Raw genomic sequence first — 15,023 nt, 5'->3', positions numbered from 1 at the left:
CTCCGTGCGGGTACGACCTAACGGAGGAAGTCCTTGACACTCAGAAGAGCATTCACCGCGCTCACCGCAGCCGGTGTCGCCGCCGCCAGCCTGACCGGGGCCACCCCCGCGTCGGCCGGCGGGCACCACCACCCAGCCAGGTCGCTCGCCTTCGACCGGGTCGCCACGTACCCGGTGTTCCAGAACCGCCCGGCCGGCGAGGATCCGACGACAGCGACGGTCGCCGAGATCTCGGCGGTCAGCGAGGACGGTCGCACTCTGATCCACACCGACGCGCTGGCCCGGCGCATCGGCTTCCTGGACATCTCCCGTGCCGACCGGCCGCGCGGCCTCGGCACGCTCTCCCTGGCCCAGCTCGGCGACGCCGAGGACGAGCCGACCTCGGTCGCCGTGGTCGGCAGGTACGTGCTGGTGGTGGTGAACACCAGCGCCAGCTACACCGCGCCGTCCGGCCGGCTCGACGTGATCGAGCTGGCCACTCGGCAGCGGGTGGCCAGCTTCGACCTCGGCGGCCAGCCTGACTCGATCGCGATCAGCGCTGACAAGCGGTACGCCGCGATCGCCATCGAGAACGAGCGCGACGAGGAGGCCACCCCGCCCGGCGGCGAGGAGGGTGACCTGCCCCAGGCACCCGCCGGTTTCGTGCAGATCGTCGACCTGACCGGGAAGTCCCCTGCCGGTTGGCGGCTGCGGCCGGTAGCGCTGACCGGGGCCGACGGCAGTGCGCTGCCCGCGCTGGTGCGGGCCGGTCTTGCGGCGCCGACCGACCCCGAGCCGGAGTACGTCTCGATCAACAGCCGTAACCAGTTGGCAGTGACGCTGCAGGAGAACAACGGCGTCGCGGTGGTCGACCTGCCCACCGGGCGGATCACCAGCGTGTTCAGCGCCGGCACCGCCACGATCAGCGGCATCGACACCCGGAAGGACGGTGTCATCGACCTGACCGGCAGCATCACCGACGTGCCGCGCGAGCCGGACGCGGTGGCCTGGGTCGACGACCGTTACCTCGCCACGGCGAACGAGGGCGACTGGCGCGGCGGCACCCGGGGCTGGTCGGTCTTCGACAGCCGCAGCGGGCGGGTCGCCTGGGATGCCGGCAACACGTTCGAGCGGCTCGCCGTCACCTACGGGCTGCACAGCGAGGACCGGGCCGGCAAGAAGGGCACCGAGCCGGAGGGCGTGGCGGTCGCCGAATACGACGGCGTGCGGTACGCGTTCGTCGGCTCGGAGCGGAGCAACTTCGTCGCCGTCTACGACCTGAGCGACCCCACCCGGCCGGTGTTCCGGCAGGTGCTGCCGACCACCAACGGGCCGGAAGGGCTGCTGCCCATCCCATCGCGCGGGCTGCTCGCGGTGTCCAGCGAGGAGGACGACGCCTCGGTCAACGTCCGGGCCTCGGTGTCGCTGTTCCAGCTCGGCACTGGCACCCCGACTTTCCCGAGCATCGTCTCCGGCACCGACCGGGCGGGCGCCCCGATCGGTTGGGGCGCACTCGGCGCGCTGAGCGCGGTCCCGGGCAAGCGGGACCAGCTCTACAGCGTCACCGACGCCGCGTACAGCCAGACCCGCATCCTCACCATCGACGCGAAGCGGACGCCGGCCGTGATCACCGGCGCGCTGCCGGTGCGGGACGCGGCCGGAGCGCCGGTCGGGTACGACGCGGAGGGCGTCTTCGCCCGCCCGCAGGGTGGCTTCTGGCTCGCCGTGGAGGGTGCCACGGGCGCGGGAAACAAACTGGTCCGGCTCGACGCCGCCGGGGTCACCCGGCAGACCGTCGCGCTGCCCGCCGAGGTCGCCGCCGGCCTCGGCAAGCAGGGCCTGGAGGGGGTCACCGCGACCATCGACCGGCAGGGGCGGGAGATCGTCTGGGTGGCCGTGCAGCGGGAGCTCAGCAGCGACCCGGCCGGCATCGTCCGACTTGGTCGGTACGACGTCGCGGCGGGCACCTGGAGTTGGTTCGGCTACCGGTTGGGGGCCACCAGCGTGCCCGGCGACTGGATGGGCCTCTCCGAGATCACCGTGGTCGGTGACCGGCTCGCGGTCATCGAGCGGGACAAGCTGAACGGCCCGGCCGCGACTGTCAAGCGGAGCTACACGGTGCCGCTGCCCGGTGCGGCTGCCACCGGCCCGCTGACAGTGCTGCCGAAGACGCTCGCCGTCGACGTGCTGCCCGCGCTGCGCGCCACCAACGGCTGGACCCCGGAGAAGCTGGAGGGTCTGACGGTCGCCGGCAACGGCGACGTGTACGCGATCACCGACAACGACGCGGTGCAGGACGCCACCGGCGAGACGGTGCTGCTGCGCCTCGGCTCCAGCCGGAAGGTCTTCGGCCGGAACTGACCTGCCGCCGAGCGCTGCGGACCTGGGGGCCTGGCGTCCATTCCGCGATGGAGGCCAGGCCCGTTACACGAAGTGACGCCGGGCGCGCCCCGCCATCCCCACCCGCCACCTTTGCTCTGCATACCTATATGCGACGCTCACGCTGCGCGAGCAGAGCATGGCCCGAGCGCCATCACGACCACCAAAAACCGCAGCTCATCGCGGTGGTGCCGATAGGTCTGCAGAGCAAAGGGCGTGGTCGGTCCGAGCCGGAGCGCTCGCATTCTTACGATCGGTGACGGGAGTCGACAACCCGCCGCAATAACTCACCGTGAGCCGCCCGCGCCTACCTCACCTTGGCGGGCAACTCCGGGCCGCCGTCGAGCAGCGGGCCGAGCAGGTCGCCGTACTCCTCGACCCGGTCCAGGACCTCGGCGGCGGTGAACTGGCGGACGGCCGGCTTCCGGCCGCGCGCGCCGGCCTCGACCTCGTCCCAGGTCAGCGGCGTCGACACCGACGGCACCGACTGGGCCCGCAGCGAGTACGGCGCCACCGTGGTCTTCGCCGCGTTGTTCTGGCTCCAGTCGATGAAGACCTTGCCCGGCCGGAGGTTCTTCGCCATCTTCGACACGATCAGCTTCGGGTGGGCCTTCTCCAACTCCTGGGCGATCCGGCGGGCGTAGTCGGAGACGAGGTCCGACGACTGCGTGCCGGCGATCGGGCAGCAGAGCTGCATGCCCTTCTTGCCGGAGGTCTTCGGGTACGACTCGATGCCGTCGTCGGCGAGCCGGTCGCGCATCAGGACCGCCACCGGGCAGCACTCGGCGAGCCCGGCCGGCGGCCCCGGGTCCAGGTCGACGACCATCATGTCCGGGTGCCCGCCGACCTTCCACTGCGGCGTGTGCAGTTCCAACGCGGCCAGGTTCGCCAGCCAGACCAGGGTGGGCAGGTCGTCGGCGACCACGTAGTCGATGGTTTCCCGGCCCTTCGTCGACCCGGGCGCGGGCAGATTTTCCACCCGCACCCAGTCCGGGGTCGCGGCCGGCGTGTTCTTCTCGAAGAACGACTTGTCGTCCACCCCGTTGGGGAAGCGGATCCGGGTGACCGGTCGGTCCCGCAGGTGCGGCAGCAGCACCGGGGAGATCCGGGTGTAGTAGTCAATCACCTCACCCTTGGTGAACCCGGCCGCCGGATAGAGCACCTTGTCCAGATTGGACAGCTCCAGCGAGCGGCCCTCGACGTCCACCCGTAGCCGCTCAGCCGGCATCGTCGACCTCCTCCGGAGGCTTGTCCGGGCGCAACCGCAGCACCCGGGGGAAGCGCAGCCGGCCGTCGGGGGTGCGCTGGCCGTACTTCACCTCCACCACCACCTGGGGTTCTACCCAGATGGCGCCCCGGGCATCCTCGCGCGGCACACCCGCGGCGAACGGTGACACGCCGGAGCGCAGCGGCTCCAGCTCGGCGAGGAGCTGCCGCTCGATGGCGGCACCGATCCCACCACCGACCCGACCCCGGTAGATCAGCCGGCCGTCCGGTCCGGGCACCCCCACCAGCAGCCCACCGACCCGGCGCGCGCCCGGTCGCCAACCGCCGATGACGAAGTCGCCGGTCACCTCCAGCTTGACCTTCACCCAGTCCGGCGAACGCACCCCCGGGCGGTAGACGGCACCGACGCGCTTGGCCATCACCCCCTCCAGGCCGTGCTCACCGGCCGCCTCGTAGGTGGCCGGTCCGTCGGTGAACATCGGCGGCACCGCCCAGCGGGGGCCGCCGAGAGCGAGCGCGTCCAGCGCCTCCCGGCGGCGCTCGTACGGCCACCCGGTCAGGTCGTCGCCGTTCAGCCGCAGCAGGTCGAAGATCATGTACGTCACCGGCATGGCCGCCGCCAACCGGGCGGCCTTGTTCCGGTCTCGCACGTGCATCCGCTCGGCCAGCGCGGTGAACGACGGCTGCCCACCCTGCCCGAGCAGTACCACCTCACCGTCGAGCAGCGCGTCGTCTACCTGCTCGGGCAGGGTGGCCAGCTCCGGATACGCGGCGGTGATCTCCACGCCGGAGCGGGCATACAGGTGCTGGTCGCCGCCGGAGATGTCGGCGAGCGCGCGGACGCCGTCCCACTTGAACTCGTACGCCCAGCCGTCACCCGCCGGGAGCGGCCCGGTCATCGCGAGCATCGGCTTGAGCGGCGCGCCGGGCACGACCCGACTGTAGTAGCAGGCCGAACACCTCGCGTCCGGTTCTTTCGGATGCGAGCATGGTCGATACCGGGGAAGGGAGCGCAGGATGCGTGCCATCTGGAAGGGAGCCGTGTCGTTCGGGCTCGTCTCGATCGGGGTGAAGCTCTACTCCGCCACCGAGGAGAAGGACATTCGGTTCCACCAGGTGCACCGCGAGGACGGCGGCCGGATCCGCTACAAGCGCACCTGCTCGGTCTGCGGCGAGGAGGTCACCTACGACGACATCGCCAAGGGCTACGACATCGGCGGTGGCGAGATGGTGATCCTCACCGACGAGGACTTCGCCGACCTGCCGCTGACCAGCTCCCGCGCCATCGACGTGCTGGAGTTCGTCCCGGCCGAACAGGTCGACCCGATCCTCTACAACAAGGCGTACTTCCTGGAGCCCGAGGGCGCGGCCACCAAGCCGTACGTGCTGCTGCGCGACGCGCTGATCGACTCGGAGCGGGTGGCCATCGTCAAGGTGGCGTTGCGCCAGCGGGAGCAGTTGGCCACGCTGCGGGTCCGCGAGGGTGTGCTGCTGCTCAACACCATGCTCTGGCCCGACGAGATCCGTACCCCGGACTTCGGTTTCCTCGACGAGGACCTGAAGGTGCGCCCGCCAGAGCTGGCCATGGCCAGCTCCCTGATTGACTCGATGACCGGCGAGTTCGAGCCGGACGTCTTCACCGACGACTACCGGGCCGCGTTGCAGGAGGTCATCGACGCCAAGGTGGAGGGTCGCGAGGTCGTCCAGCCGGAGGAGGTCGAGGAGGCCCCGGCAGCGGCGGTGGACCTGATGGCCGCGTTGAAGGCGTCGGTGGAGCGCGCCAAGGCGGCTCGCGGCGAGCAGCCCGCCCGCGCGGGTGGCGGTGCTGGCGAGCCGACGCCCATCTCGTCGGCCCGGTCCGCGCAGAAGGCTGCGGAGAAGAAGGCGGCCAAGGCGCCCGCGAAGAAGACCGCGGCGAAGAAGACGGCCGAGAAGAAGGCGGCCGAGCCGGCGAAGAAGACGGCCGCGAAGAAGACCGCCGCGAAGAAGGCGGAGCCGGCGAAGAAGACCGCCGCGCGCAAGACCGCACCCCGCAAGAGCGCCTGACCGTACGGCCCCGGCGGCGGTGTCCGTCGGGCCGGGTACGCTCCGCCGGCCGCTGGCGACCGGAGGAGCCCTCATGCCGTACACCCCTGATCTGGACCGGTTGTTGACGCCCGGCGCCCACTTCACCGACGAGCACGGCGGATACCTGATCGAGGTCCACCCGGTGGGCGACATCGTCTTTCCGACCGGCCGTGTTGTCGGGTGTGACCCGCTGGTCTGCCCGGAGGCGGAGCCGTTCACGGTGACCGTGCCCCCGGGGCGGCATCCCGCCCGCGCCTGGGTGGCGGTGGTGCTCCGGGAGGACGCCGAGGTGGACCGACGGGTCGCCGCGCTGGAGTTGGTCGTCTCCGCCGAGCCGACGGTCCGCTGGGAGCCGGCCGTCGCGGGTGACCAGGACGTCGCCACGCTCGGCGCTGACGACTACTTCGGGTACGGGGTGGACGCCGGCGTCGGCACCTTCGCCGACCCGACCGCGCTCGCCGTCCTGGAGGGTTGGGACTCCGATCGGGTCGAGGAGGTCTTCATCCCCGCCGAACTGCCCTCGTCCCCGGTCCCGGGGCTGATCGGTGCCGTGTTGGACCAGGTCAGCGGCGCCAACGTGATCACCGTGGCGAGCGGTTGGGGTGACGGCTGCTACGGCACCTGGATCGGTCGGGCCGCCGATGGCCGGGTCACCTCGTTCGTGACCGACTTCATGGTCGTCCCGGAATAGCCGCCCGAGAAAGCCCCGGAACTGTCGCGCTGGGCGATCCGGGGCGTCCGCGGCGGGCACGGTAGGCCGCTGTGCGGGTACCGTGTGCGTCGGCTTTCCCCCCGGCACCGGGTGCCGGCCACACTTCGCAGCAGGGAGTCGACGACGTGAGCGAGCGGACGCAGCAGACGGGCCCAGACCAGAGCCCGGCGACCAAGTCGGGGCGCCGCTTGGCCGCCCAGTTGGCGGCGAAGAAGGCCGCCGACGCGAGGCGGAAGCGCAACGCGTGGGCCAGTGGGCTCGCCGCCGTCGCCGTGGTCGGGGTGTTGATCGGCGTCTTCGTGACGATCGGCGGTGGCGACGACAAGCCCAAGAACTCGGCCGACTCCACCCCGTCCGCCTCCGCCCCGGCCGCCGACGAGGCCGGCGCACCTCCCGCGCCGCAGCTGCCCGAGGGCGCCGATCCCGCGCTGGGCAGCAAGCCGACGGTGACGCCGGGCACCGGTGAGCTCAAGAAGCTCGTCGTCACGCCGCTGATCAAGGGCACCGGGCCGGCCGTGCAGAAGGGCCAGAACATCACCACCAACTACGTGGGGGTGTTCTACAAGGACGGCAAGGAGTTCGACTCCTCCTGGAAGGCCGGCCAGCCGGCCACCTTCCCGATCGGCGTCGGCCAGGTGATCCCGGGCTGGGACCAGGGCCTGGTCGGGGTGACGGTGGGCAGCCGGGTGCAGCTCGACATTCCGGGCGAGCTGGCGTACGGCAACGACGAGGCCGCCGCTGGTGGGCGTCCGACCGGTCCGCTGCGCTTCGTGGTGGACGTGCTCGCCGCCCAGTGACCTGCCCGGATCGTCCCGGTTGTCGCCGGGACGCGATGGGGTTGTTCACATGGGGCTTCCGGCCCGTCACCCAGCGGCAGTAGGTTCGGCGTCACCTCGGGCGGTTCGCCGCCCGAGGTGACCAGCTGGAACCGGACGCGGAGGTGCATGTGACGGCGCTGGACGAGCCTGGGCGGACCGCCCGGTCGATGTGGGCGTACTTCGAGCCGGTGCACGCTGTCACCTACCTCCACCCCCGGGCCCGTGCCGCGTACGAGGCGGTGGGGCTGCGCGGTTACTGGCGCGGCTACTTCGCCGGCCGGGCCGCGCCACTGGGCGCCACCGAGGCGGCCCCGGTGGTCGCCGCCTTCTTCAGCTTCGCACCGCCGATGGTGGCCCGCGCGCTGCCCGCCGTGTGGCGGTTGGCCACCCCGCAGGAGGCGTTGCGGGCCCGCCTGACCGGCGCGGTGCAGGCGCTCGCCGAGCTGACCTACGAGCTGCCGGAGTCGCACCTGGTGGAGGCGGCCGACCTGCTGGAGCGGGCGGCGTCGGCGGCGCAGACCGCCGGCCGGGTGCTCGGCGCGGCCAACGCGGCGCTCCCGGCCGGCGAGTACCCGCTGGCCCGGCTGTGGCAGGCCGCCACCACCCTGCGCGAGCACCGTGGTGACGGGCACGTGGCGGCGCTGGTCGCCGCCGGGCTGGACCCGGTGGAGACCCTGACCACGCGGGTGGCGCTGGACGGCTCGCCGCCGCAGTACCTGCTGGGCCGGGGCTGGTCCGAGGAGCAGTGGCAGGTCGCCCGTGAGCGGCTCACCGAGCAGGGCTGGCTGACCGGTGACGGCGCTGCCACCGACGATGCCCGGGCCGGGCTCCAGGCCGTCGAGGACGCCACCGACCGTGCCGCCGCGCACCCGTGGCGGGCGTTCACCCCGGGCGACACGGACCGGCTCCGGGAGTTGCTGGAGCCGATCGCCCGGTCCTGCCACACCCTGGTCCCGGAGGGCAGCCCGGTCGGGCTGCCGGCGCTGCCCGGCTGACGGGCACCCGCCGGTCGGGCAGGATGGGCCCGTGACGGATGCGGTGGTCTTCGACCTGGACGGCGTGATCGTGGATTCCGAGCCGGTGTGGGAGGAGGTCCGCCGGGCGTACGTGGCGGCGCACGGCGGAACGTGGCAGCCGGACACCCAGCGCCGACTGATGGGGATGAGCACCGGCGAGTGGGCCCACTACCTCAGCGGGGAGCTGGGCGTCGGGCGCACCGCCGAGCAGGTCGCCGTCGAGGTGGTCGAGGAGATGACCCGCCGCTACCGCGAGCACGTACCCCTCATCGACGGTGCCGACCAGGTCGTCCGCCGGCTGGCCGCGCGGTGGCCGCTCGGGCTGGCGAGTTCGTCGCCGACCCGGTTGATCGAGGCGGCGCTGGCGGCGACCGGCCTGACCGACGCGTTCGGCACGACCCTCTCCACCGAGCAGACCGAGCGGGGCAAGCCCGCGCCGGACGTGTACCTGAGCGTGGCGCGGCGCCTGGGCGTCGACCCGACCCGCTGCGTGGCCGTGGAGGACTCGTCCAACGGGGTACGTTCGGCAGCGGCGGCGGGGATGCGGGTGGTGGCGGTGCCGCACGGCTCGTACCCGCTTGATCCGGACGCCGCGGGGTTGGCGGTGGTGACGCTCGACGCGATCGGTGCGCTGACCCCGGAGCTGGTGGACGAGCTGGGTTGACCGGGGCCGAGCCGGGTAGAGACCACGGATGAAGGCCATCGTGTACGAGCGCACCGGCGACCCGTCGGTGCTTGGTCTGGTCGACCGTCCGGTGCCGGAACCGGGTGCGGGCGAGGTCCTGGTGCGGGTGGCGGTCTCCGGGGTGAACCCGACCGACTGGAAGTCCCGCCGCGGTTCACCGCCGGACGGGTGGCAGATTCCCGGGCAGGACGGCGCCGGGGTGGTCGAGGCGGTCGGCGCGGGGGTCGACCCGGACCTGATCGGTGAGCGGGTGTGGATCTGGGAAGCGGCCTGGCAGCGACAGTGGGGTACGGCGGCGGAGTACACGCTGGTGCCCGTCCGGCAGGCGGTACGCCTCGGGGACGCCCCGTTCGAGCTGGGCGCCGCCCTGGGCATTCCGTTCCTCACCGCGCACCGCTGTCTGACCGCTGGTGAGTTCATGCCGGACACGTTGCGGGCCGGCGCGTTGGCGGATCACACGGTGCTGGTGCAGGGTGGGGCGGGCGCGGTCGGCAACGCCGCGATCCAGCTCGCCCGGTGGTCCGACGCCACGGTGATCGCCACGGTGAGCAGCGCGGAGAAGGCGCAGCTCGCCGCGTCGGCCGGCGCCTCCTTTGTGATCAATTATCGGGAGCAGGACGTGGTCGAGGAGGTCCACAAGATCGCCCCCGACGGGGTCCACACGATCGTGGAGGTCTCCCCCGCCCGCAACGCCTCGACGGACGTGCAGGTGCTGCGGCACGGCGGCGCGGTCTGCATGTACGCCGACGACGGTGGGGGCGAGGTCAGCATCCCGATCCGGGCGATGATGGCGCCGAACGCCCGTTGGCAGTTCGTGCTCGTCTACACGGAGCCGAAGGCGGCCAAGGCGCAGGGCGTGAAGGACGTGGCGGCGGCGGCCAGCCAGGGCGGCATCCGGGTGGGTGCGGACGCCGGGCTGCCGTTGCACTACTTCCCCCTGGCCGAGGCGGCAGCGGCGCACCAGGCGGTGGAGGACTCGACGGTGGGCAAGGTGCTCATCACCACCAGCGACGCCTGATCGGGTCGCCGATCACCCGATTTCCCCGTCAGCAGGACAGAAGCGAATAACTTTCGCAACAATGATGGTGCGGGTCACCCCGCGTGGAGCGGGCGGCCCCGGCGCGGTGCGAACGCCGGGGCCGCCCCTGGGGAGGGTTGTTCAGGAGTACTCCCGCCCCAACAGGCGACAGTGCCTGGCAAAACGTTACGGGGCTGTCAGCTCCCGGACAGTCAGCTCACCCCCGGCGTACCGCGAACGGACGACCTTCTTGTCAAACTTGCCCACGCTGGTCTTCGGCACCGTGTCGATGAACGCCCAGCGCTCGGGCAACTGCCAGCGCGCCACCGACGTGGCCAGGAAGTCCCGCAGTTCCTCCGCGGTCACCGACGCGCCCTCCCGGACCACCACGGTGGCCAGTGGCCGCTCGTCCCACCGCTCGTCCGGGACACCCACCACGCACGCCTCCAGCACCGCCGGGTGGGCCATCAGCGCGTTCTCCAGCTCCACCGACGAAATCCACTCACCACCGGACTTGATCACGTCCTTGGCGCGGTCGGTCAGCGTGATGTACCCGTCCGGCGAGAGGGTGCCCACGTCGCCGGTACGCAGCCAGCCGTCGCGGAACTTCTCCTCCTCCGGGGCGTCGTCACCGACGTACCGGGCGGTCACCCACGGCCCACGGACCTCCAACTCGCCCACGGCCGTGCCGTCGGCGGGCATCGGCTCGCCCGACGGGCCGACGATCCGCGCCTGCACACCCGCCGGCACCCGCCCCTGCGTGTAGCGGTAACGCCACGCCTGCTCACCTGTCGCACCGGCGGGCGGACGCGAGACCGACCCCAGCGGCGACATCTCGGTCATCCCCCAGGCGTGGATGACCTCGATCCCGTGCCGTTCGCCGAACGCGTGCATCAACGCCGGCGGGCACGCCGACCCGCCGACGATCACCTCACCGAGCGACGAGGTGTCCACGTCGTGGGTGTCCAGGTAGGCCAGCAGGTCGGTCCAGATGGTCGGCACCGCGCCGGCCAGCGTGGGCCGCTCGGCGGCGATCATCTCGGCGATCGGCGCGGCCTGGAGGAACCGGTCCGGCATGATCAGCGACGCGCCGGAGAGGAAGGCCGCGTACGGCAGACCCCAGGACATGGCGTGGAACATCGGCACGATGGCCAACTCGCGGTCGGTCGGCCCGAGACCGAAACCCTCCGGCATGCAGACCTGCAACGAGTGCAGGTAGATGGACCGGTGCGAGTAGGCCACACCCTTCGGGTTCCCGGTGGTGCCCGAGGTGTAGCAGAGCGCGGCGGCGTCGCGCTCGTCGACCTCGGGCCAGTCGTACACCTCGGGCCGATCGGCGAGCAACGCGTCCCAGTGGTGCACGGTGATCCGGTCGCCGGCCGCCGCCACCAGCGGGGCCGGATCGCCCCCGCCGACCACCACGACGTGCCGCACCGTGGTCAGCTCTCCGATCACCCGGGCCAGCAGCGGAATCAGCGTGCTGTCGACGAGCACCACCCGGTCCTCGGCGTGATTGGCGATGTAGACGACCTGGTCGGGGAAGAGCCGGATGTTGAGCGTGTGCAGCACCGCGCCCATGCTCGGCACCGCGAAGTAGGCGACCAGGTGCTCGTTGTTGTTCCACATGAAGGTGGCGACCCGCTCGTCGCCGGTCACCCCACACTCGTCGCGCAGCGCGTGTGCCAGGCGGGCGGCGGCCCGGCCCACCTCGGCGTACGTCATCCGGCGGGACTCGGCGCCGGTCCAGGTCACCACCTCCGCGCTGCCGTGCACTCCTGCGCCGTGCTCGAGGATCCGGGAGACCTGCAGAGGGGCGTCCATCATCGTGCTACGCATGGGTAACAAGCTAGTGTCGCGGGTCACACGTTGGGAACCCCCGTAAGTTGTCGCAGGTGAGCATCTCCTGGGCCGACTCATACGTGGGGCAGTTGCGCGCGCTCGCCGGGGACCGGACGCTGATGTTCGTCGGCGCCCGTGCCGTGGTGAACGACGACGCCGGACGCATTCTGCTGATCAAACGCTCGGACAACGGCCAGTGGGCCATGCCGGCCGGCGCGATGGAGCTGGGCGAGTCGATCGCCGACTGCGCGGTACGCGAGGTCCGTGAGGAAACCGGGCTGCGGGCCCTGCGGGTCTGCGCGTTCGCCCTCTACACCGGCCCCGACCGGACGAGCACCAACATGTACGGCCACACGTACCAGGTGTTCACGACGGCGTTCAAGGTGGAGGAGTGGGACGGGCAACTGGCCCGGGTCACCGACGAGACCACCGACGCGGGCTTCTTCGCCCGGGACCGGTTCCCCACCCCGCTCTCCACCTCGGTCATCGAGACCCTGGCCGACCTGGACGTCTTCGAGCAGACGAACCGACTGATCCTCAAGTAGGTCGGCCCCGGGGCCATACCTCACTGCGGCAGGCGAACCCCGGCGGAGTACCCCTCCTGGATCCAGTTCGGGTACGCGACCGGCAGCTTGGTGGCCTCGTCCAGCTCGGTGAGGTCCTGCTCGGTCAGGGTGAGTTCCGAGGCGGCGATGTTGTCCACCAACTGCTCGTGCTTGCGGGCTCCGACGATCACGCTGGTCACCGCGGGCCGGGACAGCAGCCAGGCGACCGCCACCCGGGCCGGGCTGACGTCGTGCCGCTCGACGTCGTCGAGACGCTCAGATCATCGTCTGGGACTTGGCCTCCATGTCTGCGGCGGCCTCCTCCTTCGACTCGCGGGTCAACGGCTTGCCGCCCGGAGCCGGGGCCTCACCGCCGAGCGGGTCGGCACCACCGGTGGCGCCCTTCGGACCGGCGCCCCGCAGTTGGGTGTTGGGCAGCGTCAGGGTGACCACCACCGCCACGATCGCGATCAGGCCGGCGGTCAGGAAGACCATGTCCAGCGCGTCGACGAACGCGCCCTGGATGGCCGCGCGGACCGGCCCCGGCAGGGCCAGGATGGTGGCCGGATCGTTGATCGAGATGTTGGCGCCACCACTCGCCGCCACAGCGGCCTGCTCCTGCGGCGGGAGCTGCGCGATCGCACCGGGCAACCGGTCGGCGAGCCCGCCGGTCAGCCGGGACGAGAGCACCGTGCCGAGGATCGCCACCCCGAACGAACCGCCCAGCGACCGGAAGAACGTCGCCGAGGAGGTGCCCGCCCCCAGGTCGCGTACGGAGACCGCGTTCTGCACCGCCAGGATCAGCGACTGCATGCACAGACCCAACCCGATGCCGATCACCACCATGTACCCGAACGCGACCCAGAGCGAGGTGGCCACCGCCAGCTGGGTGAAGAGGAACATGCCGACCAGGAGGGTCACCGAACCGGCTACCGGGAACCACTTGTAGCGGCCGATCCGGGTCATCGCGCGGCCGGTCAGGATCGAGGTGATGATGATGCCGGCCATCATCGGCAGCATCAGCAGACCGCTCTGGGTCGGCGACGCGCCCTTGACGATCTGCAGGTAGAGCGGGATGAAGATGATCGAGCCGAACATCACCAGACCGATGACGAGCAGGGCCGAGTTGGCCAGCGCGAAGGTGGCGCTGCGGAACAACCGCAGCGGCAGGATCGGCTCGGCCACCCGGGCCTCCTGAAGGACGAAGAGCACCCCCAGCACCGCACCGACCACGAAGAGACTGATGATCACGCCAGAGCCCCAGGGGTACTCGTTGCCACCCCAGCTCAGCGCCAGCAGCAGGGAACTCACCCCGGCCACCAGCAGGCCGGCACCGAGCCAGTCGATCGAGTGGTCCCGACGTTCGAACGGGATCAGCCGCATCACGTGGTAGCAGACGACGATGGCCAGGATCGCCAACGGCACGTTGATGTAGAAGATCCAACGCCAGTCGGTCTCCGCAAAGTAACCACCCACCAGCGGCCCGGCGACCGACGAGATCCCGAAGACCGCGCCGAACAGACCCTGGTAGCGGCCACGCTCACGGGGTGACACCACATCCGAGATGATGGTGAAGGCCAGTGTCAGCAGACCACCCGCGCCGAGACCCTGGATCCCTCGGGTGACGATCAGCTGGGTCATGTTCTGCGACAGCCCAGCCAGCAACGACCCGACCAGGAACGTGCCGATCGAGAAGAGGAAGACCGGTCGACGCCCGTACAGGTCGGCCATCTTGCCGTACAGGGGCGTCGACGCGGTCGAGGCGAGCAGGTACGCGGTGACCACCCACGAGTAGTGGTTGATCCCGCCCAGCTCGCCCACGATGGTCGGCAGTGCCGTGCCGACGATGGTCTGGTCGAGTGCGGCCAGCAGCATGCCGGTCATCAGGCCGAGCATGAGCAGCCGGATCTGCTGACGGTTCAGCACCGGCGCGTCGGAGGCTTCGGTGGTCATGTGCCCTTCTATCCCGCGAGCCCAAAAACATGCGCCGAACCCCCACCCCAGCAGCCTTGATCATGAAGTTATTGCCACGACACGCCGCGCGAGGCGGCAATAACTTCATGATCAACCAAGGGGGCAGGGTCAGGGGGTGGTGAAGGCTTTCGTGATTGCTGTGCAGAAGGCGGGGAGGTCGTCGGGTTTGCGGCTGCTGGTCAGGTTGCCGTCGGTGACGCACTCCTCGTCCACCCAGGTGGCTCCGGCGTTGGTCAGGTCGGTACGCAGGGTGGGCCAGGACGTGATCCGCCGGCCGCGCACCACATCCGCCTCGATCAGCGTCCACGGGCCGTGACAGATCACCCCGACCGGCTTGCCCGCGTCGAAGAACGCCTTCACGAACCGCACCGCGTCCGGGTCGCCGCGCAGGAAGTCCGGGTTCGCCACCCCACCGGGCAGCACCAGCGCGTCGTACCCTGCGGCGTCGGCCTTGTCGACCGTCACGTCCACGTCGTAGGTCTTGGACTGGTCCAGGTGGTTGAAGGACTGGATGGAACCGGGCTTGATCGAGACCAGCTCCGCCGTCGCGCCGGCGTTCTCCACCGCCTCGCGTGGCTGGACGTACTCGACCTCCTCGACGCCGTCGGCGGCCAGGAAGGCGATCCGCTTGCCCTGCAATGTCGCTGCCATCTCGTACATCTCCTCTCTGGGGGTACCCCAGTTCCCTTCCCGCCGCCGAACACCCGAAACAGGTCGGACAGGTCCGGACCGGTGCGGACCGACCATCGGCCACCGACCAGCGG

The 15,023-nt window shown here is 71.1% G+C and carries 13 protein-coding genes and 1 pseudogene; 8 read left to right on the top strand and 6 right to left on the bottom strand.

The genetic code is table 11. The features are described from left to right. Positions 1 to 33: 33 nt before the first annotated feature. Positions 34 to 2,340, top strand: coding sequence for an esterase-like activity of phytase family protein (locus tag QSK15_RS02905; RefSeq protein ID WP_285792760.1), 2,307 nt, complete (start codon positions 34 to 36; stop codon positions 2,338 to 2,340). 325 nt (positions 2,341 to 2,665) lie between these two features. Here QSK15_RS02905 and ligD (QSK15_RS02900) read toward each other — a convergent pair whose 3' ends face one another. Both ligD (QSK15_RS02900) and ligD (QSK15_RS02895) read right to left on the bottom strand, forming a co-directional pair. After that, positions 2,666 to 3,586: a non-homologous end-joining DNA ligase gene (ligD, locus tag QSK15_RS02900; protein ID WP_285792759.1), complete on the bottom strand. Its 921-nt coding sequence runs from the start codon at positions 3,584 to 3,586 to the stop codon at positions 2,666 to 2,668. Further along, positions 3,576 to 4,517, bottom strand: coding sequence for a non-homologous end-joining DNA ligase (gene ligD / locus QSK15_RS02895; RefSeq protein WP_285792758.1), 942 nt, complete (start codon positions 4,515 to 4,517; stop codon positions 3,576 to 3,578). The genes ligD (QSK15_RS02900) and ligD (QSK15_RS02895) overlap by 11 nt, the downstream gene beginning before the upstream one ends. An 85-nt stretch (positions 4,518 to 4,602) precedes the next feature. Between ligD (QSK15_RS02895) and ku the strand changes: the two genes are divergently transcribed. The 6 genes from ku to QSK15_RS02865 all read left to right on the top strand — a co-directional run bounded on the left by ku (position 4,603) and on the right by QSK15_RS02865 (position 9,901). After that, positions 4,603 to 5,631: a non-homologous end joining protein Ku gene (gene ku, locus QSK15_RS02890; RefSeq protein WP_030334296.1), complete on the top strand. Its 1,029-nt coding sequence runs from the start codon at positions 4,603 to 4,605 to the stop codon at positions 5,629 to 5,631. 73 nt (positions 5,632 to 5,704) lie between these two features. Next, entirely contained in the window at positions 5,705 to 6,343 is a 639-nt protein-coding gene (locus QSK15_RS02885; protein WP_285792757.1) for a DUF4241 domain-containing protein, read from the top strand. Between the two features lie 146 nt (positions 6,344 to 6,489). After that, positions 6,490 to 7,161 (top strand): FKBP-type peptidyl-prolyl cis-trans isomerase, encoded by a 672-nt coding sequence (locus QSK15_RS02880; protein ID WP_285792756.1) that lies wholly within the window; start codon positions 6,490 to 6,492, stop codon positions 7,159 to 7,161. A 188-nt stretch (positions 7,162 to 7,349) separates the two neighbouring features. Further along, positions 7,350 to 8,177, top strand: coding sequence for an SCO6745 family protein (locus QSK15_RS02875; protein WP_285794315.1), 828 nt, complete (start codon positions 7,350 to 7,352; stop codon positions 8,175 to 8,177). A gap of 31 nt (positions 8,178 to 8,208) precedes the next feature. Next, on the top strand, positions 8,209 to 8,862 hold the full coding sequence (locus QSK15_RS02870; protein ID WP_285792755.1) for an HAD family hydrolase: 654 nt from the start codon (positions 8,209 to 8,211) through the stop codon (positions 8,860 to 8,862). A gap of 28 nt (positions 8,863 to 8,890) precedes the next feature. After that, positions 8,891 to 9,901 carry an NADPH:quinone reductase gene (locus QSK15_RS02865; RefSeq protein ID WP_285792754.1) on the top strand — a complete coding sequence of 337 codons (1,011 nt, stop codon included), beginning with the start codon at positions 8,891 to 8,893 and terminating at the stop codon, positions 9,899 to 9,901. Positions 9,902 to 10,087: 186 nt separating this feature from the next. Here the strand turns inward: QSK15_RS02865 and QSK15_RS02860 are convergent, their stop codons facing one another. Next, positions 10,088 to 11,722, bottom strand: coding sequence for a fatty acid--CoA ligase (locus QSK15_RS02860; protein ID WP_285794314.1), 1,635 nt, complete (start codon positions 11,720 to 11,722; stop codon positions 10,088 to 10,090). A gap of 71 nt (positions 11,723 to 11,793) precedes the next feature. Here QSK15_RS02860 and QSK15_RS02855 point away from each other — a divergent pair, with 71 nt between their 5' ends. Then, the gene (locus QSK15_RS02855; RefSeq protein ID WP_285792753.1) at positions 11,794 to 12,285 is read left to right on the top strand and encodes an NUDIX domain-containing protein; all 492 of its coding nucleotides are present in this window, start codon (positions 11,794 to 11,796) and stop codon (positions 12,283 to 12,285) included. 20 nt (positions 12,286 to 12,305) lie between these two features. Here QSK15_RS02855 and QSK15_RS02850 read toward each other — a convergent pair. From QSK15_RS02850 to QSK15_RS02840, 3 genes and pseudogenes are all read right to left on the bottom strand, one after another. Beyond that, positions 12,306 to 12,533 (bottom strand): annotated as a pseudogene (locus tag QSK15_RS02850) (aldo/keto reductase); the annotation flags it as partial. Between the two features lie 28 nt (positions 12,534 to 12,561). Then, on the bottom strand, positions 12,562 to 14,238 hold the full coding sequence (locus QSK15_RS02845) for an MDR family MFS transporter (RefSeq protein ID WP_285792752.1): 1,677 nt from the start codon (positions 14,236 to 14,238) through the stop codon (positions 12,562 to 12,564). A gap of 129 nt (positions 14,239 to 14,367) precedes the next feature. Then, the gene (locus tag QSK15_RS02840; RefSeq protein WP_285792751.1) at positions 14,368 to 14,910 is read right to left on the bottom strand and encodes a type 1 glutamine amidotransferase domain-containing protein; all 543 of its coding nucleotides are present in this window, start codon (positions 14,908 to 14,910) and stop codon (positions 14,368 to 14,370) included. Positions 14,911 to 15,023 lie beyond the last annotated feature (113 nt).

Origin of the sequence: Micromonospora sp. NBRC 107095 (assembly GCF_030269705.1) — a bacterium.
Taxonomy (GTDB): Bacteria; Actinomycetota; Actinomycetes; order Mycobacteriales; family Micromonosporaceae; genus Micromonospora; species Micromonospora parva.
Note: the sequence above shows the minus strand (reverse complement) of the source record. Positions and strands in the feature narration are given on the sequence as shown.